The 19,144-nt window shown below is 37.7% G+C and carries 21 protein-coding genes and 1 tRNA gene; 18 read left to right on the forward strand and 4 right to left on the reverse strand.

Annotation, left to right across the window (positions count from 1 at the left end; translation table 11 throughout):
* Positions 1-122: 122 nt before the first annotated feature.
* Together clpP and FFM51_RS08810 are read right to left on the reverse strand one after the other, a co-directional pair.
* A complete protein-coding gene (clpP, locus tag FFM51_RS06205; protein WP_137597776.1) occupies positions 123-719 on the reverse strand; it encodes an ATP-dependent Clp endopeptidase proteolytic subunit ClpP in 597 nt (198 codons plus the stop codon).
* Between the two features lie 210 nt (positions 720-929).
* On the reverse strand, positions 930-1,076 hold the full coding sequence (locus FFM51_RS08810) for a hypothetical protein (RefSeq protein WP_170999582.1): 147 nt from the start codon (positions 1,074-1,076) through the stop codon (positions 930-932).
* Between the two features lie 297 nt (positions 1,077-1,373).
* Between FFM51_RS08810 and FFM51_RS08920 the strand changes: the two genes are divergently transcribed.
* Both FFM51_RS08920 and FFM51_RS06210 read left to right on the forward strand, forming a co-directional pair.
* Entirely contained in the window at positions 1,374-1,499 is a 126-nt protein-coding gene (locus tag FFM51_RS08920) for a hypothetical protein (protein WP_263386062.1), read from the forward strand.
* A 132-nt stretch (positions 1,500-1,631) separates the two neighbouring features.
* Entirely contained in the window at positions 1,632-2,558 is a 927-nt protein-coding gene (locus tag FFM51_RS06210) for an L-lactate dehydrogenase (protein ID WP_137597777.1), read from the forward strand.
* Between the two features lie 127 nt (positions 2,559-2,685).
* Here the strand turns inward: FFM51_RS06210 and FFM51_RS06215 are convergent.
* Positions 2,686-2,757 (reverse strand) — tRNA-Arg (locus FFM51_RS06215).
* Positions 2,758-3,148: 391 nt separating this feature from the next.
* Between FFM51_RS06215 and gap the strand changes: the two genes are divergently transcribed.
* Together gap and FFM51_RS06225 are read left to right on the forward strand one after the other, a co-directional pair.
* The gene (gene gap / locus FFM51_RS06220) at positions 3,149-4,165 is read left to right on the forward strand and encodes a type I glyceraldehyde-3-phosphate dehydrogenase (protein ID WP_137597778.1); all 1,017 of its coding nucleotides are present in this window, start codon (positions 3,149-3,151) and stop codon (positions 4,163-4,165) included.
* Positions 4,166-4,252: 87 nt separating this feature from the next.
* Positions 4,253-5,455 (forward strand): phosphoglycerate kinase, encoded by a 1,203-nt coding sequence (locus FFM51_RS06225; RefSeq protein WP_137597779.1) that lies wholly within the window; start codon positions 4,253-4,255, stop codon positions 5,453-5,455.
* A 187-nt stretch (positions 5,456-5,642) separates the two neighbouring features.
* On the opposite strand, the gene FFM51_RS06230 is transcribed toward FFM51_RS06225, so the two are convergent.
* Complete coding sequence (locus tag FFM51_RS06230) at positions 5,643-5,912, reverse strand: helix-turn-helix domain-containing protein (RefSeq protein ID WP_137597780.1); 270 nt, start codon at positions 5,910-5,912, stop codon at positions 5,643-5,645.
* Positions 5,913-6,055: 143 nt separating this feature from the next.
* Between FFM51_RS06230 and FFM51_RS06235 the strand changes: the two genes are divergently transcribed.
* The 14 genes from FFM51_RS06235 (at position 6,056) to smpB (ending at position 19,135) form a co-directional block, all read left to right on the forward strand.
* A complete protein-coding gene (locus FFM51_RS06235; RefSeq protein ID WP_137597781.1) occupies positions 6,056-6,265 on the forward strand; it encodes a helix-turn-helix transcriptional regulator in 210 nt (69 codons plus the stop codon).
* 54 nt (positions 6,266-6,319) lie between these two features.
* Positions 6,320-6,679, forward strand: coding sequence for a KxYKxGKxW signal peptide domain-containing protein (locus FFM51_RS06240; RefSeq protein ID WP_137597782.1), 360 nt, complete (start codon positions 6,320-6,322; stop codon positions 6,677-6,679).
* 36 nt (positions 6,680-6,715) lie between these two features.
* On the forward strand, positions 6,716-8,455 hold the full coding sequence (locus tag FFM51_RS06245; protein ID WP_137597783.1) for an SEC10/PgrA surface exclusion domain-containing protein: 1,740 nt from the start codon (positions 6,716-6,718) through the stop codon (positions 8,453-8,455).
* An 82-nt stretch (positions 8,456-8,537) separates the two neighbouring features.
* Positions 8,538-8,918: a DUF6232 family protein gene (locus FFM51_RS06250; protein ID WP_137597784.1), complete on the forward strand. Its 381-nt coding sequence runs from the start codon at positions 8,538-8,540 to the stop codon at positions 8,916-8,918.
* 34 nt (positions 8,919-8,952) lie between these two features.
* The gene (locus tag FFM51_RS06255) at positions 8,953-9,465 is read left to right on the forward strand and encodes a zinc ribbon domain-containing protein (protein ID WP_137597785.1); all 513 of its coding nucleotides are present in this window, start codon (positions 8,953-8,955) and stop codon (positions 9,463-9,465) included.
* Positions 9,466-9,510: 45 nt separating this feature from the next.
* Positions 9,511-10,350: a zinc ribbon domain-containing protein gene (locus FFM51_RS06260; protein ID WP_137597786.1), complete on the forward strand. Its 840-nt coding sequence runs from the start codon at positions 9,511-9,513 to the stop codon at positions 10,348-10,350.
* A 114-nt stretch (positions 10,351-10,464) separates the two neighbouring features.
* Positions 10,465-10,980: a hypothetical protein gene (locus FFM51_RS06265; protein WP_137597787.1), complete on the forward strand. Its 516-nt coding sequence runs from the start codon at positions 10,465-10,467 to the stop codon at positions 10,978-10,980.
* Between the two features lie 135 nt (positions 10,981-11,115).
* A complete protein-coding gene (tpiA, locus tag FFM51_RS06270; RefSeq protein WP_137597788.1) occupies positions 11,116-11,874 on the forward strand; it encodes a triose-phosphate isomerase in 759 nt (252 codons plus the stop codon).
* 99 nt (positions 11,875-11,973) lie between these two features.
* On the forward strand, positions 11,974-13,299 hold the full coding sequence (eno, locus tag FFM51_RS06275) for a phosphopyruvate hydratase (RefSeq protein ID WP_137597789.1): 1,326 nt from the start codon (positions 11,974-11,976) through the stop codon (positions 13,297-13,299).
* A gap of 238 nt (positions 13,300-13,537) precedes the next feature.
* Positions 13,538-15,046 carry a ClC family H(+)/Cl(-) exchange transporter gene (locus FFM51_RS06280; RefSeq protein WP_137597829.1) on the forward strand — a complete coding sequence of 503 codons (1,509 nt, stop codon included), beginning with the start codon at positions 13,538-13,540 and terminating at the stop codon, positions 15,044-15,046.
* Between the two features lie 72 nt (positions 15,047-15,118).
* Positions 15,119-15,358, forward strand: coding sequence for a preprotein translocase subunit SecG (secG, locus tag FFM51_RS06285; RefSeq protein WP_137597790.1), 240 nt, complete (start codon positions 15,119-15,121; stop codon positions 15,356-15,358).
* A 201-nt stretch (positions 15,359-15,559) separates the two neighbouring features.
* A complete protein-coding gene (locus FFM51_RS06290) occupies positions 15,560-16,306 on the forward strand; it encodes an alpha/beta hydrolase (RefSeq protein ID WP_137597791.1) in 747 nt (248 codons plus the stop codon).
* A gap of 8 nt (positions 16,307-16,314) precedes the next feature.
* Positions 16,315-18,657 (forward strand): ribonuclease R, encoded by a 2,343-nt coding sequence (gene rnr, locus FFM51_RS06295; protein ID WP_137597792.1) that lies wholly within the window; start codon positions 16,315-16,317, stop codon positions 18,655-18,657.
* A 10-nt stretch (positions 18,658-18,667) separates the two neighbouring features.
* The gene (gene smpB, locus FFM51_RS06300) at positions 18,668-19,135 is read left to right on the forward strand and encodes an SsrA-binding protein SmpB (RefSeq protein WP_414691955.1); all 468 of its coding nucleotides are present in this window, start codon (positions 18,668-18,670) and stop codon (positions 19,133-19,135) included.
* Positions 19,136-19,144 lie beyond the last annotated feature (9 nt).

The raw sequence follows: 19,144 nt of genomic DNA on the forward strand, positions 1-19,144 counted from the left end.
AATACTGGAATGAAGCCGCTTAGAAACAGATTCAATTTTTTATTATTTCATCTGTCAACTTGACAGGGCCTAGTGCATCTCGACGATTTTTTATTTAGAACTCAAATAATGAGCTTTTTAAATTACTTCTTTAAATCTTTACTGTTTTCCATAATACCGTCTAACAGACCGTAATCAACAGCTTCTTGGGCTGATAGGTAATGGTCACGCTCTGTATCAGTGTTAATTCGTTCGATTGGTTGACCAGAATTGTCAGCTAAAATCTCGTTGATCATCTTACGAGTCTTCAAAATTTCTGTAGCCGCAATTTCGATTTCAGTCTGTTGTCCCTGAGCACCACCAGATGGTTGGTGAATTAAGACTTGAGAATGTGGTAGACCAAATCGTTTACCTTTGGTTCCTGATGAAACCAAAACACTGGCCATTGATGCAGCCATTCCAGTAACGATCGTTTGGACATCTGATTTGATAAAATTCATCGTGTCGTAAATTGACATTCCAGATGTGACCACGCCACCAGGAGAGTTGATGTAAAGGTAAATGTCCTTAGTGGAATCTTGCGCATCTAAGAATAGCAATTGAGCGACGATTGAATTAGCCATGTCGTCTTCAATTGGGCCAGAAAGCATGATGATCCGGTCTTTTAAAAGTCGTGAGTAAATATCATAAGCACGTTCACCACGAGATGATTGTTCAATGACTGTTGGAACTAAATTCATAGTTAGTTGCCTCCTTAATTAGCACTTAGCGTTTGTGTTTGCTAAACGTGTAAATGTAGTGTACCGCGTTGGTCAATAAAGGTCAAATATTTTATCCGCCAATAATGATCAACCATATTATAGCGGTTTTTTAACGCGGGCGCACGGTAAATAAATAAGGAACCACAACAATGCTATACGCTGTTGTGGTTCCTTATTTTGGGTATTCTTTTATTTGTCTAAAGATTCGCTTAACCATGCTAACTCTTTTTGGGCACATTCTTGATCCAGTTGAAAACGATCATCATTTCGTCCGCTATTCTTGAGTTCATCTAATTGAGCGAATACTTTGGCTTCACTAGCTGTGTTATCAAGCATAGTTACACCTCCTAAGTGATTAGTTAATCGTTTAATAATAAGTTTAAGTCGTCAGTTAATTTGACGATATGATTATCATAAATATTATTGGTCTATTTGTCAACTATTTTATAAAGCTTTATTTAAGAGATAAACTGAGGCTAATTAATGTTAATTGCTATAATTGGTATAGCTAATATATCTTGGCTTAGCTATCAAAAAAGATAATTTAACAAAGGTATTGCTTTATTGGAGTTTAACCGATATAATGAAAAGCGTTGTTTATTAACGAAGAAATAAAATAAGGAGGCAATTTTTATGCGTAAGGCACATCCACATGGCGTTCAAGGCCGCCGTCCAGTTGCTCCGAAATACAAGCGAGCATTAAAAGAAAAGAAAATTGAAGATCTACGTAAATGGGCTAAAGAAAAACCGGCCAAATAAGTAACTGAAATCCACCATTAACTTGGCGGATTTTTTATTTGCAGTTAACTCGAAATAAGCTTTATTAATTATTAGAAAAAGGTTAGAATATTAATTGAATTCAAATTTTTAGTAAACTTAGGGGATGGAAAAATGGCAAGAAAAATTGCTGTAATCGGAATGGGAAACGTCGGCTCAACTGTGGCACATTATATTGTTGCAAATGGCTTTGCTGATGATTTAGTACTAATTGATACAAACAAAGATAAGGTAGTCGCTGATGCAACTGATTTTCAGGATGCCATGCCTAATTTACCTTTCCATACAAATATTTTTGTTAATGATTATGCTGAATTAAAAGATGCTGATGTGATTATCTCAGCACTGGGAAACATTAAATTGCAGGATAATGCAAATGATGATCGCTTTGCTGAACTACCATTTACCCGTGTTGAGGTGCGTAAAGTGGCACAACAAATCAAAGATTCCGGCTTTAGTGGTAAGATTGTTGCGATCACTAATCCGGTTGATGTGATTACGTCAATCTACCAAGAGGTAACTGGCCTGCCTAAAAATCATGTATTGGGGACAGGAACACTACTTGATTCTGCCAGAATGAAGCGTGCTGTTTCAGAGCAATTAAATATTGACCCACGTTCGGTGGTTGGATATAACCTTGGTGAACACGGAAACTCTCAATTTACTGCCTGGTCAACTGTCCGCGTACTTGGAAAACCAATTACAGAAATTGCTAAGAAAGAGAATCTTGATTTAGATGCACTTGATAACGAAGCCAAAGTTGGTGGTCATCGAGTTTTCCATGGCAAAAAATATACAAATTACGGTGTTGCAACTGCAGCGGTTTTACTTGCTAATACGATTATCAATAATGCTTTAACTGAGTTACCTGTTTCGAACTATCGTGAAGAGTATGGCACTTATCTTTCTTATCCAGCGATTGTTGGTCGCGATGGAGTAGTGGAGCAATTACAATTAGAACTAACAAAAGAAGAGTTAAAGAAATTACAGATTTCAGCAGACTATATTAAAACTAAGTATGCTGAAAGTCGTGAGAACTAATCTAGGTGATAAAAAAGACAGATTCTAGAAAATACTCAGAATCTGTTTTTTAATGTTCTATAGATGACAGTAATCTAAAAAACTCCTAAGTCCTTGAATGTACAGGTGTTTAGGACGATAAAACAAATGCGCCCCCCGGGAGTCGAACCCGGATCTCAAGAACCGGAATCTCACGTGCGATCCATTACACTAAGGGCGCAATACAATAATTTATGATAGCGGATTTAGGGATAAATTACAAGAAAAATAGAGTAGGGGAACAAAAGTATTAGCAGTACGAATTTTCCACTTTATTTTGATTAGATTAATGTAATAAAAATAATATTGATAAAATAGCATTGATAACGTTTTCACAAAAAGTTCATAATTATTCTCTAATAAATTTAGGCAATTCATTAGACTAATGCATCATTTTTCGTTATCATATGTAGCGTAGTGAGATGTATTTGTTTTCTGAATGTTGACTAAATGGTGTCACTTTTAACTTAGAATTTTTTGGGTAGAATCTGTCATATTTTTCGTTAGCGTGATATACTTAACAAGTACGTTTTAAAAACTAAACTTATTTTCCTAAAGGAGGAAATTGCAGTATGACTGTAAAAATTGGTATTAATGGTTTCGGCCGTATCGGTCGTTTAGCTTTCCGTCGAATTCACGAACTTGGCGCAAGCTCAAATGATATTGAAGTGGTCGCTATCAATGACTTAACAACACCTTCAATGTTGGCTTACTTATTGAAGTATGATTCAACTCACGGTGCATTCCCTGGTGAAGTTAGCGCCACTGAAAGTGGAATCGTTGTTGACGGAAAAGAATACCCAGTTTATGCAGAACGTGACGCACGTGATATTCCTTGGGTTAAGAATGACGGCGTTGACTTTGTTCTTGAATGTACAGGATTCTATACATCAAAAGAAAAGTCACAAGCACATATTGATGCCGGTGCAAAACGTGTCTTGATCTCAGCTCCAGCTGGTGATATTAAGACAGTTGTTCCAGGTGTTAACTTGGACATCCTTAACGGCGACGACACGATCGTTTCTGCTGGTTCATGTACAACAAACTGTTTAGCACCAATGGCTTACTTCTTAAATGAAGACTTTGGTGTTAAGGCAGGAACAATGACAACTGTTCACGCATTTACTTCAACACAAATGATTCTTGATGGACCTCGTGGAAGCAAGATGCGTAGTAACCGTACTGCTAGTGTTAACACAATTCCTCATTCAACTGGTGCTGCTAAGGCTATTGGTTTAGTTGTCCCAGAATTGAAGGGTAAGATGCAAGGACACGCACAACGGGTTGCTGTTGTTGATGGTTCATTGACTGAATTAGTTACTGTTCTTGACAAGAAGGTTACAGTTGACGAAATCAATGCATCAATGAAGAAACATACTGAAGGTAACGAAGCATATGGTTACACTGAAGATGAAATCGTATCAAGCGATATCATTGGTAACACACATGGTTCAGTATTTGATCCTTCACAAACAGAAGTTACAACTGCTGGTGATACTCAGCTAGTTAAGACTGTTGCTTGGTATGATAACGAATATGGTTTCACAAGTAACATGATCCGTACACTATTGAAGTTTGCCACACTTTAATTTTGTAATTTTATGACAGGCTTCATGAAAGGTGGGAGGAGGATAACTCCTCTCACTTTTTGTTTGAATCAATAGGAGGAAAATCAAATGGCTAAATTAACTGTTGAAGATTTACAGCTTGAAGGCAAAAAAGTTTTGATGCGGGTTGATTTTAATGTTCCCATCAAAGATGGTATGATTGGTAATGATAACCGAATTGTGGCTGCTTTACCAACTATCAAATACGTCCTTGAACATGGTGGCCGTGCTATTTTACTATCACATCTTGGTCGTGTGAAGAAGGAAGAAGACAAGCCAGGACTATCGATGCGTCCCGTTGCTGAACGACTTTCTAATTTATTAAACAAACCAGTTACTTTTGTCCCAATAACAGAAGGAAAACAACTTGAAGATGCCATTGCTAAGTTACAAAATGGTGAAGTTCTTGTTATGGAAAATACTCGTTATGAAGATGTTAAAGATGGTGAATATGTTAAACGCGAATCCGGTAATGATCCTGAATTAGGCAAGTACTGGGCTTCATTAGGTGATGTATTCGTAAATGATGCGTTTGGTACTGCTCACCGTGCACATGCATCTAACGTTGGTATTTCTGCTAACATGAATCAAGCAGCTGCTGGGTTCTTGATGGAAAAGGAAATCAAATTTATCGGTGGTGCTGTTGATAATCCTGCTCACCCATTTGTTGCCATTTTAGGTGGTGCCAAGGTTTCAGATAAAATTGGTGTTATCGACAATTTGTTGAGCAAAGCTGACAAAGTTATCATCGGTGGCGGAATGACATATACATTTTATGCTGCTAAAGGAATCAAAATTGGTAATTCATTAGTTGAAGAAGACAAGATTGAGTTGGCTAAGGAAATTATCGAAAAAGCTGGCGACAAGCTTGTATTACCAATCGATTCAGTCGTAGCTGAAAAGTTCAGTAACGATGTTGAAAGCAAAGTAGTCGAAAATGATATTCCTGATGGCTACATGGCCCTTGATATTGGACCTAAGTCAGTGGAACTATTTGAAAGTGTCCTCAAGGATGCCAAGACAGTTGTTTGGAACGGACCAATGGGTGTCTTCGAAATGAGTAATTATGCGCAAGGAACACTTGAAATTGGTAAATTCTTGGGAACATTATCAGATGCAACTACAATTGTTGGTGGTGGTGATTCAACTGCTGCTGTGCAACAATTAGGTGTTGCTGATCGTTTGACTCATATTTCAACCGGTGGTGGTGCTTCCCTTGAATATCTTGAAGGAAAGACGTTACCTGGAATTGCAGCAATTTCTAACAAGTAAACTGTTAGATTAATGAATTTTGAAAAATCCTTAACTCGGCCTAAGGGGTGGGTTAAGGATTTTTTATAATAATTAATTATTTTCAATGCAGCTATTAAAAATGATGGTGTTGTAGATTTGATTTAAACATAATATTTTTAAAAGAGCAGTTCACAATGTTTTGTGAACTGCTCTTTTTTTATTTAATCTATTCTGTCTCTTCATCGGGAGCTGGTAGATAGTTAATAAAATCGTTCAAATTTATATCCAAAAATCGTGCTAAAGCAAATAATTTATCAGATGAAACTACACTTCCTCGTTCTACGCGAGAAATTGTCATTGCACTTACGGAAATATTGTACGTGTTTTGCAGTCTAGTAGATAATTCGTGTGTTGACAGATGATGTAGTTTTCGTTTGTTATGTAATTCCTGCCCAAATAATTGGTTGAGTTGTATTGCATCAAAGATTAGTTTCATCCCCAGTCAATAAAATATGTTGTGATACGACAATTTTATAACGATTAGCGACAAAAAAGGGCTATTTATTAGAAAAATATATTGCAGATAAAATTGTTGAGGATTAATATAACGTATATGATACAAAAATGAGGAATGAAATTATGAATGGAAATAAAATAAAAAATGCAAAGTATCCAGTTGCTGGATTTTTAAAAGAAAATGGAATCAAACAGCAAACAGTTGCTAATATAATAGGAAAAACACTATCTACAACTAATCGAAAAATTAGAGGTAAGACTGATTTTTCAGTAGCGGAAATAAAATTATTACATAATAAATTAGCAATACCGATTGAAATATTTTTTAAGTGATATATCATATAAGTTATAAAACTATTTTTTTTATTATTTGGAGGAGTTATAAAAATGAAAGCGAAAAGCGAATTAATTGAGCGAAAAAAATTATATAAGGATGGAAAAGTTTGGGTAAGTGCCTTAATTGCATCTGCTACTCTAGCTGGAGGAATGGTATTAACAAGTTCAGTTCCTGATGTGCATGCTTCAGTGGTAGCTCAAGCAGGTGTGCAATCATCTTCTGCAACTGATTATCAGCAACAATTGTCTGATTGGAATAACTCAGAGGCTGCATATGAGGCGGCGCAAAGTTCTGCAGCTCAAGAAGTTGCAAGTCAAAGTGCAGCAAATAGTGAAAGCGTAGCAAATTATCAAAATGAATTAGCTAATGAAGTAGCTGCACAAAAGGCAGCAAATAGTGCAGCATATTAAGCAGCACAACAAAGTGCAGCTGCAAGTAATGCGGCATTGAAAGCACAACAAAGTGCGGCATATGAAGCTGCGAGTCAATCAGCTGCTAATTCACTAGCTGCAATCCCACAACAAAGTGCAACTGCTGGTGAAGCTGGTGATGGTGGTACTCTAAGTTATGTGGAACAGACTGGAACTTACTCAAATATTGTTACTCATACAGATGCTAATACTAAAGCATGGAATGGTAATTATTTAATTCCTAGTTTACCAACATTAAATGATAATCAATTATATGATACAAATATTGATATTTCGATGAGAACTATTAAAGATGATGGAACTGTTAAGAATAGTCAAATTCCAGAATATGCTGCTAGTGATATTATTGTTAATGGTAAATTGACTAGTGCACAACAAACTGAATTGAACACATATTTAATGAAATTGTTGAATCAATATCGTGAAGCACTTGGAATTAAGGATTTAAATTCAACATCTGCAATGTTAGCAGCTGCGATTGAACGTGGTACGACACTCACAACTGGTCAAATGAATCATGATCAAACAGCAATGAATCAAGCTGCTAATGATAATAACGTTGGACCATTAGCAGAATGTTTAGGTGGAATCAATGTAGCTCAGATGCAAGGAACAAAGGGTTACTTATCAATGTTAGATTTGATGAATTCAGCAGCTGTATCTCTTGAAAACATGTTAAATGCTGATGGTGGATCTGATTGGGGTCATCGAAATATTTTCTTAAGTAATGGTAGTAAGTCTGGATTTGAAAGTGGTAATGGTGCTTTCTCAGTTGAATATAATAGTACATTAGATACTTGGATTTTGAATTTCAATGCTGATTCAGGTAGTACTGGAAAGAGTGTAGTAAATGATACACCGGCTGCTAAGCAATTACCTTCAAGTGGAGATAATAGTGCTTATGAAACAGCTAAAGCGAAAGCAGATAAAGCATTAAGTGATTTAAAGAACAGTCAAACCACAGCTTATAATAAAGCAGTAAGTGATTCACAAGCTAAGTTAAATCAATTGAAGAGTGATCAAGAATCTGCAATTGATAATCAAGTATTGTCAAATGGTAGTAAAGTATTGACACTCGCGAACAAATTATCTACACAGTTAACAGCTTTGCAAAACAAGTTACAAACTGAAGTAGATGCATTGAATCCTGGAGCAGAGCCAGTTGATACTGGTAGCGATAGCAATAATGGAAGTTCGGCTTCAAGTTCTGCAGGCAGTTCATCATCTAGTGCCTCAAGTTCAGCATCATCTTCCGCAAGTGGTAATGAAAGCTCAGCATCATCTGCCGGAAGTTCAGCTTCATCTAATAATAGTTCAGCAGCTTCAAGTGCTTCATCTTCTGCAAGCTCAGCTAATAGTTCAGCAACATCTGCTGGAAGTTCGGCAGCTTCAAATGCAAGTGAAACTAGTTCGTCCAGTGAGGTCTCAAGTAGTACTGTTGCTTCAGCTACAAGCGTGTCCTCAGAAGAAAGCTCAAGTACAGAAATAACTGTAGCACGTAATAATGCACAACAGGATAGCGCAGAGTATGCTGGTCAGACGTTAGCTATTGTTAGCGGGGAAAATAAGGGTGTATTAGAACCTGTTAGCGAAACGAACACACTAATGACCCGTGCTGAATATCGGGCAAAAAAGAATACTAAACTACCACAAACTGGTGACTCAGGTAACGAATTTGAAAAGATAGGGTTCATGGGAATGTTTGCTTCGATGCTTGGATTTGGGATAATGAGTATTAGGCGTCGACGCAATTAATTAATTTTATTGTGAGATCAGGGATAAAGATAACCGACGATTATGTTGATTATCTTTTACTTTATAAAAGTGGGGAATTGATATGAATTTTATACAGGTATTGCATAAAGTTGGTGGCGGCGAATATGACATTGAGGTTACAGAAAATTATATTTCGATTAATGGTACGGTGATTGCGTTAAACAAAATAAACGCAATCAATGCACAGACAGTGTCTCAAAAATTTCCGATGTGGTCGTTAGCACTGATTGTTGTTTCTTTTTTTCTATTTTCAACATCATCTTTCTTTGGATTGCTAGCTCTTGTCATTGGTGGGTTTTGGATTTACTACTGGTATCAGCATCGTTTAATTGTTCATATTGGTTTTGATACTTCAGCTATGAGAAATTATGATTTGTTTGTTGCAAATGTTGATCTTGATAAAGCAATTGAACTACGGCAAAAATTAATGCAGCAATTTTAGTTATAGTTGACACAACGGAATGCGGGGAATAAAAATGGCTGAACAAACTAAATTCTGCCCTAATTGTGGAGATGAAATTATTGGTAAACCGAGATTTTGTCCTCAGTGTGGTTTTGAATTAAATTTGACCAATGTGGGCAATAATCAAAGTATTGCTGGGGTAAAAGAAACTAAGGTGTTGCCTACAATCAGGGTGATGCAAATATTAGTCGTTTTTTTCTTAGTGGGTGTTTCCTTTTTAGTGGGGTACTACTCAAATGGTAACAGTTATCCTGCTAAGCTAACCAAATCAGATAAAGCAAAATCAATTAATAATTCAAAAACAAGTCGTCCCAAAACGAAAAATAGCGTTAGTAATAACAATGCGCAGTTTACTGAGAAGAAGGCTGCTGAACAACTAAAGCGTGCAGGAATGAATCCATACGCACAGGAAATCACAACATATCATGGCTTAGATGGTGCATGGGAATTTATGGATGAAGGTACGGTATGGGTAGCCTATCCAGATGGCCTGAATGATTTTCCAGGAGACGCTCACTATTATTAAATATAAAAAACTATTAAATATAAAAAACGAAAGCAGGATTTATGAATGGATCACAAAGCAAAGTTTTGCCCGAACTGTTGCAAACAACTCTCTAACGAACCTGAATTTTGTCCCTTTTGTGGGTACAATTTAAAGGAATATTGGCAGGCGTATGACCAAAATAAACAGGTAAGAAATGAAAGCCGAACAACCGGCAAGGACAGTAATAATGATTTAGAGCAAACTAACTTTCCAAGTCAGCAGCGTCCACCAAAAAAGAGCAAACGGAAAAGATCAATTATTATAGCAATTATTATTGTTTTGTTGTTAGTATTAGTCTTTTTCGTTTGGCATAGCGTTAGTGGTGGGACCGTGGATACAGCAACCAATAAAGAAAATTCTGTTTCTACCAACAAAACTAAACATAAAAGAAAATCGACAAAAAAAGATGATTCCAGTTCAGCTAATTCTTCTGTTGCGACATCAAGCTCGTCTCCAAAGAATCAACTAAATGCGTCATCATTAACACCTAATCAGACAGCTGCGGCAATTGCTTACTATGCAGATGCACATGGTTATTGGAGCTTCAACTTTACAACGGAGAATTATTTACAGGCTTTTGAAGAGATTACGAATGATGATTGGAATTTGACGGCGCCTGGAGATGACAATGTTCAATATGATATTCAAATGGCAGATACGGGTAGTGGTGGTGTATATTTTTACACGTTAAATGGTGGCACTAATGTTAATATATATGAATTTGATGACTTCGATGATGAAAATCATATTGTGCCACAAAAGACAGCTTCGCTTAGTGAAATTGTTGCTTATATAAACGATGTGAATGCAGTTGATGAAGTAAACAGTATTGCTAATAATGCAACAATTGAAGATGACCGTTAGAAAGTTGGATCAAAGTTGATAAAGCAAAAGTATAAAAGAGTGTTGATCACATTTAGCTTAATTATTGCAGTGATATTGGCTTTTCTTGTTGGTCGAAGCTTAAATGAAGGAAACGTGAATACAAACGAGAGCACTGGGCCTACGCAAATAAAAAAATCGGCTATTAAAAAGACAATAAAAAAAGGCGACCACAGTAAAGCTGTTTCAAACTCGGTCAAATTAACAGCCAACTCACTTTCAACAACTCAATCTGTAGGAGGCGCGATCACATACTACGCAATGGCTAAAGGGTACTGGTCATTTGATGGGGTGCAGAAAAGTGGCGTTTCAATTAATACCATTGAACGCGCAAATGATTTAAATTTATTAGATTCAGATTTAGATCAAACTACTTTTATTGTAACGAATCAAAGTACACCAAGTGGAGATACACCACTATTTACCATTACCAAAAAAGGAAAAGTTGCAATTTATATGATTGATAAACAGACTGATTTTAGTAGTATTTCTGCTAAAGAAGTTACTTCTCTTGATGAGATTGTAAAGTATTTGAATAATCATGGGGACGGAAGTAAGACTGTAAACTTAATTCATAAGTCCGACGTTACTTTTAATAAAACAACTAGGTAGTGCATTTAACCTCTAAAACTTTTGACTAGAAATTATAAGTGATGAGAATTCCGTATTTATTAATGGACATCATTGGCCTTTCAAACACTAATTGAGTAGAATGTGATGTGTAATTGAAATTGAGGAGGTCCAGTGATGAGAATTCCGTTTATTGCGGGTAATTGGAAAATGAATAAAACGGCGAAAGAATCAATTGAATTTGTACGCGCCGTGTATGACAACCTTCCTGATCCGACCCAAGTTGAAACTGCAGTTGCTGCTCCAGCGATAGTACTCCAGTCGATGGTGGCTGCAGCAAAAGGGAGCCCACTAAGAATTGTGGGTGAAAACTGTTTCTATGAAAATGAGGGAGCTTATACTGGTGAAATTAGCCCAGCTGTATTGAAAGAGATTGGCGTTAATTATGTCATTTTGGGTCATTCCGAGCGACGACTTTACTTTCATGAATCTGATGAGGTAATTAATAAAAAAGTACTGGCAGCAATTGATAATGACTTAAAACCCATTGTTTGTTGTGATGAAACAATGGGACGTCAAGCAGCTGGCGATAAAATTCACTGGGTAGTTAGTCAAATCATGGCCGATTTACGTGGTCTAACTGAAGAACAAATGAAGACAGTTACGGTGGCATACGAGCCAAGCTGGGCGATTGGAACCGGGCAGAGCGCGAGCTCTGACCAAGCTGAAGAGGGATGCTACCTCATTCGGCAAACAATTGCAGATGTTTACAATGATGAATTAGCTAATCATATTCGAGTCCTTTATGGTGGGAGTGTGAAGCCAGATAACATTGCTGAGATTATGGCAAAACCAAATATTGACGGTGTCTTGGTTGGCAATGCTAGTTTAGCAGCTGAATCATTTTTACAGTTAGCAAATTATCAAAAGGTGTAACATTATCTAAGTGGAAATGACTTGTATTTGAATACACAAAATAATACAATAAAACAGGAACTGATCTAAACTTTTAAAAACAGAGGAGAGAATCATCAAATGTCATTAATTACAGATATTTATGCACGCGAAGTCTTAGACTCACGTGGTAACCCAACCGTTGAAGTTGAATTATATACTGAAGCAGGAGCCGCTGGTCGCGGAATTGTTCCTTCAGGTGCCTCAACTGGTGAACATGAAGCTGTTGAATTACGCGATGGCGACAAAAACCGTTATATGGGTAAGGGTGTTCAAAAAGCCGTTGCCAATGTTAACGATGTAATCGCTAAAGAAATTGTTGGTTATGAAGTAACTGACCAAGTTGCAATTGACAAAGCGATGATCAAACTTGACGGTACACCAAACAAAGGTAAATTAGGCGCTAACGCTATTTTAGGTGTTTCTATTGCCGCTGCTCGTGCCGCTGCTGACGAATTAGAACAACCATTATACAACTACCTTGGCGGATTTAATGCTCACGTATTGCCAACACCAATGATGAACGTTATTAATGGTGGTGCACATTCAGATAACAAAGTAGATTTCCAAGAATTTATGATCATGCCTGTTGGTGCTGATTCTATCAAGGAAGCTATTCGAATGGGTTCAGAAACTTTCCATACATTGAAGAAGCTACTTGCTGCTGATGGCAAAGCAACTTCAGTTGGTGATGAAGGTGGATTTGCGCCTGACTTCGCTAACAATGAAGAACCACTTCAATACTTGGTTAAAGCCATTGAAACAGCCGGCTACAAGCCTGGTAAGGACGTTGCAATTGCAATTGACGTTGCTGCTTCAGAACTTTGGGACAACGATACTAAGCAGTACAAGTTACGTTGGTCAACTGGCGAAGAAATGGCTACTCCTGACTTCGTTAAGTACCTTGAAGGTTTGGCTGCTAAATACCCAATTATTTCAATTGAAGATCCAATTGACGAAAACAATTGGGAAGACTGGGCTGACATCACTAAGGAACTTGGTAAGAAAGTTCAACTTGTTGGTGATGACTTCTTTGTTACAAACACTGACTACCTTGCAAAAGGTATCAAGATGGGTGCTGCTAACTCAATCCTAATCAAGGTTAACCAAATTGGAACTTTGACAGAAACAGTTGAAGCAATTGAAATGGCTAAGGAAGCTGGCTACACAGCCATTGTTTCTCACCGCTCAGGTGAAACAGAAGATACAACTATTGCTGACTTAGTTGTTGCTACTAATGCAGGCCAGATTAAGACTGGTTCAATGAGCCGAACAGATCGTATTGCTAAGTATAACCAATTGATGAGAATTGAAGATCAATTAACAGAATCAGTTGCTGAATATAAAGGTATCAACTCATTCTACAACTTAAGCGAACAAGCACGTAAAGACGCTTTAAATAAATAGAGCGCAAACGACCACGGGGTAACTGTCGTGGTATAACATATAAAAACGCTAACCTATTCGAACTATGAATAGGTTAGCGTTTTTATATGTTATACGGTAGACAGTTGTGGTTGTTTGCACGTTTGATCAAGAATAAGCAGAACAAACTAAATCTAAGAAGGCTTGTTGTGCTAAACTAATAGTTAATTTAAAACGGTAGGCGAAAACATTGAAATTGAAATTTGATTCAACTAGATTTATGCAGATTATTCGAGGACTGTTCATTGGACTAGCTGCTGGACTAGTGGTGAGTTTGTTTCGTTTGACAATTGAATATGGATTGCGGTTTGTTAAATTTGCCTACGAAACCATGCATCAAAACTATTGGTTGTTGATCCCGTGGGTGATCGCTTCAGTTTTGTTGGCACTATTACTTGGAAAAATGGTGCAACGGTATCCTGCTGTTCAAGGATCCGGAATTCCACAGATTGAGGGCCAACTAGCAGGTAGCTATGAGGAATCGTGGTGGCCAGTATTGTGGCGGAAATTTTTTGGTGGTATCTTGTCAATTGGATCAGGTCTATTTTTAGGTCGAGAAGGTCCATCGATTCAATTAGGAGCGACGATCGGTCAAGGATTTGCAGAAATAAAACATGATGATCAAGTCAATCGGCGGGTTTCAATTGCAAGTGGTGCTGCAGCAGGACTTTCAGCAGCTTTTAACGCACCAATTGCCAGTACACTGTTCATATTAGAGGAAGTTTATCATAATTTTTCTCCTTTAGTTTGGATTTCTGCGTTAGTGAGTGCATTAACTGCTAACTTTGTTTCGCTAAATTTTTTTGGTTTAACACCTGTACTGCATATTACTTATTCCCAATCGTTACCATTAAATCAATATGGTCATTTAATTATCTTAGGAATTGTATTAGGCTTATTGGGGCGGGTTTATCAAATGACGTTATTACATTTGCCGGTATGGTTTGGTAAGTTAAAAGGTATTAAACCGGCATGGTATCCTGTGATCCCGTTTGTTTTAGTAGTCATAGTTGGCTGGTTTTGGCCCAACACTTTGGGTGGTGGTAATGGATTAATTGTCCAAATCGCGCAGCATAATCCGTCTATTGCAGTTTTTGGCAGCTTGCTAATATTGCGTTTTGTTTTTTCAATGGTGAGCTATGGATCGATGTTACCTGGTGGTATTTTTTTACCGATTCTAACAATTGGTGCCGTAATCGGAGGATTGTATAGTCAAATGATGGTCAGCATGGGTTGGTTAAATGCGAATTTGGTATCTAACTTTATTATTTATGCAATGGCCGGTTATTTTGCAGGAATAGGAAAAGCACCATTTACCGCAATTCTATTGATTACCGAAATGGTCGGGTCACTGGGACATTTGATGCCATTAGCGGTAGTCTCGATTGTGGCGTTCACTGTTGTTGATTTGTTAGGTGGTGCTCCGATCTACGAATCGTTGTTAAATAAATTAATTAAGCGAACAGAATTGATTAACAGTGACCAGGTGACCACTTTACAAACTACTGTTTTTATGGGATCAAGATTAGACGGTCAACAGGTTCGTGACTTTGATTGGCCTAAAGGATGTCTAGTGACCTCAATTCATCGTGGAGAACGTGATATTGTTCCACACGGGGATACAGTAATTCGTGGTGGCGATACACTAGTAGTTTCTGTTGCGCCAAATCAGCGCCAAGTTGCCTTTACAAGGGTAGTCTCTGCTGCTCAAACAGCGTCGGATAATTAAGACTAGAATAGGTTGCTTAAATATGTTAGAATATTCAGGATATGTAACGGGCAAAATTAGGAGGATTTTTCCTTGTATAATTTATTATTAACGGTATTTTTAATTGTAAGTGTGATTTTGATTGTATGTGTGATGATGCAACCAGCTAAAAATAATTCAGACGCTATGTCAGCATTGACTGGTGGTGCTGGTGACTTATTCTCACGAAGAAAAGCACGTGGATTTGAAGCAGTGATGCAAATTGCGACAACTGTTTTTGGTGCAATTTTCTTCCTGCTAGCACTAGCGTTAGTGTATCTATCTTCACATTAGATTAAATCAACCTCCTGGATTTTATATCACAGGAGGGTTTTTTTGATGTAAGGATAGAATGAATTTTTGAACCGGGGTCGTGGGCTAGATCATTAATGAGAATTAGTAAATATGGTACTAGTATTTGTTGGTTGTCATTAATGCCTTAGTCCACGATACATAAACGCCCGTATTCACACTTTTATTTTAGGGAGTGACTTTATGTTACAAAAACCGACACCTTTTTTCTTTCGCCATGGTCCTAAAGCTGTTGTTTTGTTGCATGCCTATGCTAGTAATAGTAATGATATGCGACTTCTAGCTCGTTATTTGGAGAAAGATGATTATTCTGTGTATGCTCCAATTTTAACGGGACATGCAACTGATGATCCACAAGATATATTGCGGCTTGGATCACCCCAACAATGGTGGCAAGATACGAAAGAGGCCATAGGGTATGTTCGTTCTCAAGGCTACAATCAGATTGCAATTTTTGGTCTTTCACTAGGTGGTATCTTTGCCACTAAGGCACTAGAAGAAGAACTAGGACTTGTCGGTGGGGGCACATTTAGTTCGCCGGTTATTAAAGCGGGAAAAACTAATGTTGCCAAGATGTTTCCTAAAATGGCACGAGCACAGTATCAACAACAGTCTAACTTGGAACCTGAGCAGGCAAAGATTGACTGGATTAAAATCCATGTTCATGATCAGTTAAAGGCCATTGAAATATACACTGAAACAGTTGCTGAAAATTTAGACAAGATTAAAACACCGTTCTTTATTGGGCAGGGTGGCCATGATGAAATGATTAGTGATCAATCAAGTGTGTTGCTTCAACAAAGGTTGGAACAGCTTGGTAAAGTGGTAGATTTTAATTTCTATCCTGACGCTAGTCATGTGCTCACGGTAAACAGTGCTCATCACGAATTGGAACAAGATGTAAAAAACTATTTAACAAGAATATTTTGAGGTAGAAAATGACAGAAATTATAAAATTAAAACAAACAATTAGAGAACATTTGCGCAATAATGCTGAAGTTAGTTTTTCAGCTGAAAAACTGGCCACAGCAATTAATATGAATGATGCAGACCAATTTACACAAATCGTTCAGGCGTTGGCACAGTTAGAACGCGAGCATGAAGTTGAAGTAACCGATCGTGGCGAGTTTCAAGCTATTCCAGAAAAGCCAATTTTAACCGGTGTATTTCATGGTAATGACAAGGGATTTGGATTTGTTGCATATGATCCAGATGAACCAGATATTTATATTAACCCAGACCATACTAAGCACGCATTAAATGGTGACGAAGTATCTGTTGATATTGTCCGTCCTGCTCGCCCGGGAGATAGTCGAGGGCCAGAGGGCCAGGTCACTAAGATTATTACACATCGTTACGAGCAAGTAGTTGGTGAATTTAAAGCAGACAGCACTGATGGCTATATTGGTGAAGTCGTACTTAAAGACAAAAAAATCGCTAGTTATAAGTTTATGGTAACTGATGGGGGCTTGCATCCATCAGAAGGTGAAATCGTGACCGCTGATGTGGTTACATATCCAACTGACACAAAACCAAAGACAATGGTTGGGATTGCTAAAGAGGTAATTGGTGATAAGGACCAGCCTGGTATTGATATTTTATCAGTGGTTTATGCGCACGATGTTCCTCATGAGTTTCCACAAGAAGTGATTGAACAAGCGGACAAAATTGAAGAATCTATCAGTGATGCTGAGAAAAAAGGTAGAGTTGATATCACTGATCAACCGTTGGTCACCATTGATAGTATTGAATCTAAGGATTTAGATGATGCTGTTGTTGCTTGGAAATTAGATAATGGTAATTATCATTTGGGTGTTCATATTGCTGATGTTAGTCACTATGTTCCTGAGAATACACCACTTGATCAGGAGGCGTATAAGCGTGGGACTTCAGTTTATCTAACTGATCGTGTTATCCCAATGCTGCCAAGACGTTTGTCTAATGGGATTTGTTCGTTAAATCCAGGTGTTGAACGACTATCAATGAGTTGTGAAATGGAAATTACTCCTGAAGGAAAAGTGGTAAAAGAACGCATTTTCCCTAGTGTCATGAAATCACATGCACGAATGACTTATAAAGCGGTCAATGCTATTTTAGAGGCCCACGATGAAAAAACACGAGAACAATATAAAGAATTAGTCCCAATGTTTGAAGACATGGCTGAACTACATCGAGCATTACTAAAAAATCGTAAGCGCCGTGGTGCAATCGATTTTGATGCACCAGAAGCAAAAATTATTGTTGATGATCAAGGTCATCCCACTGATATTGAGCTGCGTGATCGTGGTTTATCAGAACGAATGATTGAATCATTTATGTTAGCTGCAAATGAAACGGTGGCTGAACATTTCAAGCATTTACACGTACCATTTTTATATCGAATCCATGAAACCCCAGATGGTGAACGTGTTAAGACATTTTTTGAATTTTTAAGTGTCTTTGGTCATACGGTTCATGGGGATGTAAATAATCTAAAGCCAAAAATGTTGCAGAATGTGTTGAAAGAAGTAGCTGGTGAGCCAGAAGAACAAATGGTCCAGACAATGATGCTTCGTAGTATGAAGCAAGCTAAGTATTCCGACCAATCATTGGGTCACTTTGGTTTAGGGGCAGAGTTCTATACTCACTTCACTTCACCTATTCGACGTTATCCAGATACTACTGTGCACCGGTTAATTAAGTGGTACGCTAAGCATGGAACAGGTGCTGAAGCTAAGGCTAAGTACGAAGAGAAGTTACCTGAGATTGCTGAGCATACTTCAGTTGCTGAGCGTCGTGGAATTGACACAGAACGTGATGTTGACAGCATGAAAAAAGCTGAATATATGGAAGACCATGTTGGTGAAACGTTCGAAGCAGTGGTCAGCTCAGTAATGAAATTTGGCTTGTTTGTTGCACTACCTAACACTGTTGAAGGGCTCGTGCATATTAGTGCAATGCAGGATGACTATTACGAATATGTTGAAAAGCATATGGCATTAGTTGGTCGCAAATATCACCGAATTTTCCAAATTGGTCAACCAATTCAAGTTAAATTACTTAGGGTTGATAAAGATCAACGTGAAGTTGATTTTGAGTTAGTGGATCCTAAGGCAGCTCCAACAACTAAGCTACGAGTACCACGTTCAGACGACCACCGTGGTGGTAATCGAAATCATAATGGTCATAATCAACGTAGCTCAAACCATGAAGCAGGGCATACTAACCATCGTCAGATTAATCGTGGTCAAGCACGGCGCCGCGACAATCAGCGACCAACTAAAAATTCAAATCACAGATGAGGTGATTAAGTTGGCGAAACAAAAGCAAGCTAACGATAATTTAATGGCGCAAAATAAAAAAGCGCGTCATGATTATTCAATTGAATCAACTTATGAAGCTGGGATTGTACTGACTGGAACTGAAATTAAAGCAATTCGTGATAAACGAGTTAATTTGCGTGATGGGTTTGCACAAGTTCGTAACGGTGAAGTTTGGTTAATGAATGTGCACATTAGTCCATACGATCAAGGAAATCAGTTTAATCATGATCCATTACGGAATCGTAAGTTGTTACTACACAAAAAAGAGATAAAGCGTTTATCAGGCGAACTAAGCACCAAAGGAATTACGCTAGTCCCACTAAAGCTATATATTAAGAACGGCTATGCAAAGGTGTTACTAGGAGTTGCTAAAGGTAAGCACGAATATGATAAGCGTGAAACTTTAAAACGAAGAGAACAGGATCGACAAATAGCACGGGTGATGAAAAAGTATTAAAAATAAGAG

Source organism: Paucilactobacillus kaifaensis, from assembly GCF_005405145.1.
Classification (GTDB): Bacteria; Bacillota; Bacilli; order Lactobacillales; family Lactobacillaceae; genus Paucilactobacillus; species Paucilactobacillus kaifaensis.

Excerpts from the sequence above, each read along its gene's own strand:
- FFM51_RS08920 (WP_263386062.1), top strand. The coding sequence starts at position 1,374 with ATGCGTAAGGCACATCCACATGGCGTTCAAGGCCGCCGTCCAGTTGCT.
- FFM51_RS06225 (WP_137597779.1), top strand. The coding sequence starts at position 4,253 with ATGGCTAAATTAACTGTTGAAGATTTACAGCTTGAAGGCAAAAAAGTT.
- FFM51_RS06280 (WP_137597829.1), top strand. The coding sequence starts at position 13,538 with ATGCAGATTATTCGAGGACTGTTCATTGGACTAGCTGCTGGACTAGTG.
- tpiA (WP_137597788.1), top strand. The coding sequence starts at position 11,116 with ATGAGAATTCCGTTTATTGCGGGTAATTGGAAAATGAATAAAACGGCG.
- clpP (WP_137597776.1), bottom strand. The coding sequence starts at position 719 with ATGAATTTAGTTCCAACAGTCATTGAACAATCATCTCGTGGTGAACGT.
- gap (WP_137597778.1), top strand. The coding sequence starts at position 3,149 with ATGACTGTAAAAATTGGTATTAATGGTTTCGGCCGTATCGGTCGTTTA.
- FFM51_RS06235 (WP_137597781.1), top strand. The coding sequence starts at position 6,056 with ATGAATGGAAATAAAATAAAAAATGCAAAGTATCCAGTTGCTGGATTT.
- FFM51_RS06230 (WP_137597780.1), bottom strand. The coding sequence starts at position 5,912 with ATGAAACTAATCTTTGATGCAATACAACTCAACCAATTATTTGGGCAG.
- eno (WP_137597789.1), top strand. The coding sequence starts at position 11,974 with ATGTCATTAATTACAGATATTTATGCACGCGAAGTCTTAGACTCACGT.
- FFM51_RS08810 (WP_170999582.1), bottom strand. The coding sequence starts at position 1,076 with ATGCTTGATAACACAGCTAGTGAAGCCAAAGTATTCGCTCAATTAGAT.
- FFM51_RS06290 (WP_137597791.1), top strand. The coding sequence starts at position 15,560 with ATGTTACAAAAACCGACACCTTTTTTCTTTCGCCATGGTCCTAAAGCT.
- FFM51_RS06210 (WP_137597777.1), top strand. The coding sequence starts at position 1,632 with ATGGCAAGAAAAATTGCTGTAATCGGAATGGGAAACGTCGGCTCAACT.
- FFM51_RS06250 (WP_137597784.1), top strand. The coding sequence starts at position 8,538 with ATGAATTTTATACAGGTATTGCATAAAGTTGGTGGCGGCGAATATGAC.
- FFM51_RS06255 (WP_137597785.1), top strand. The coding sequence starts at position 8,953 with ATGGCTGAACAAACTAAATTCTGCCCTAATTGTGGAGATGAAATTATT.
- FFM51_RS06240 (WP_137597782.1), top strand. The coding sequence starts at position 6,320 with ATGAAAGCGAAAAGCGAATTAATTGAGCGAAAAAAATTATATAAGGAT.
- rnr (WP_137597792.1), top strand. The coding sequence starts at position 16,315 with ATGACAGAAATTATAAAATTAAAACAAACAATTAGAGAACATTTGCGC.
- FFM51_RS06260 (WP_137597786.1), top strand. The coding sequence starts at position 9,511 with ATGGATCACAAAGCAAAGTTTTGCCCGAACTGTTGCAAACAACTCTCT.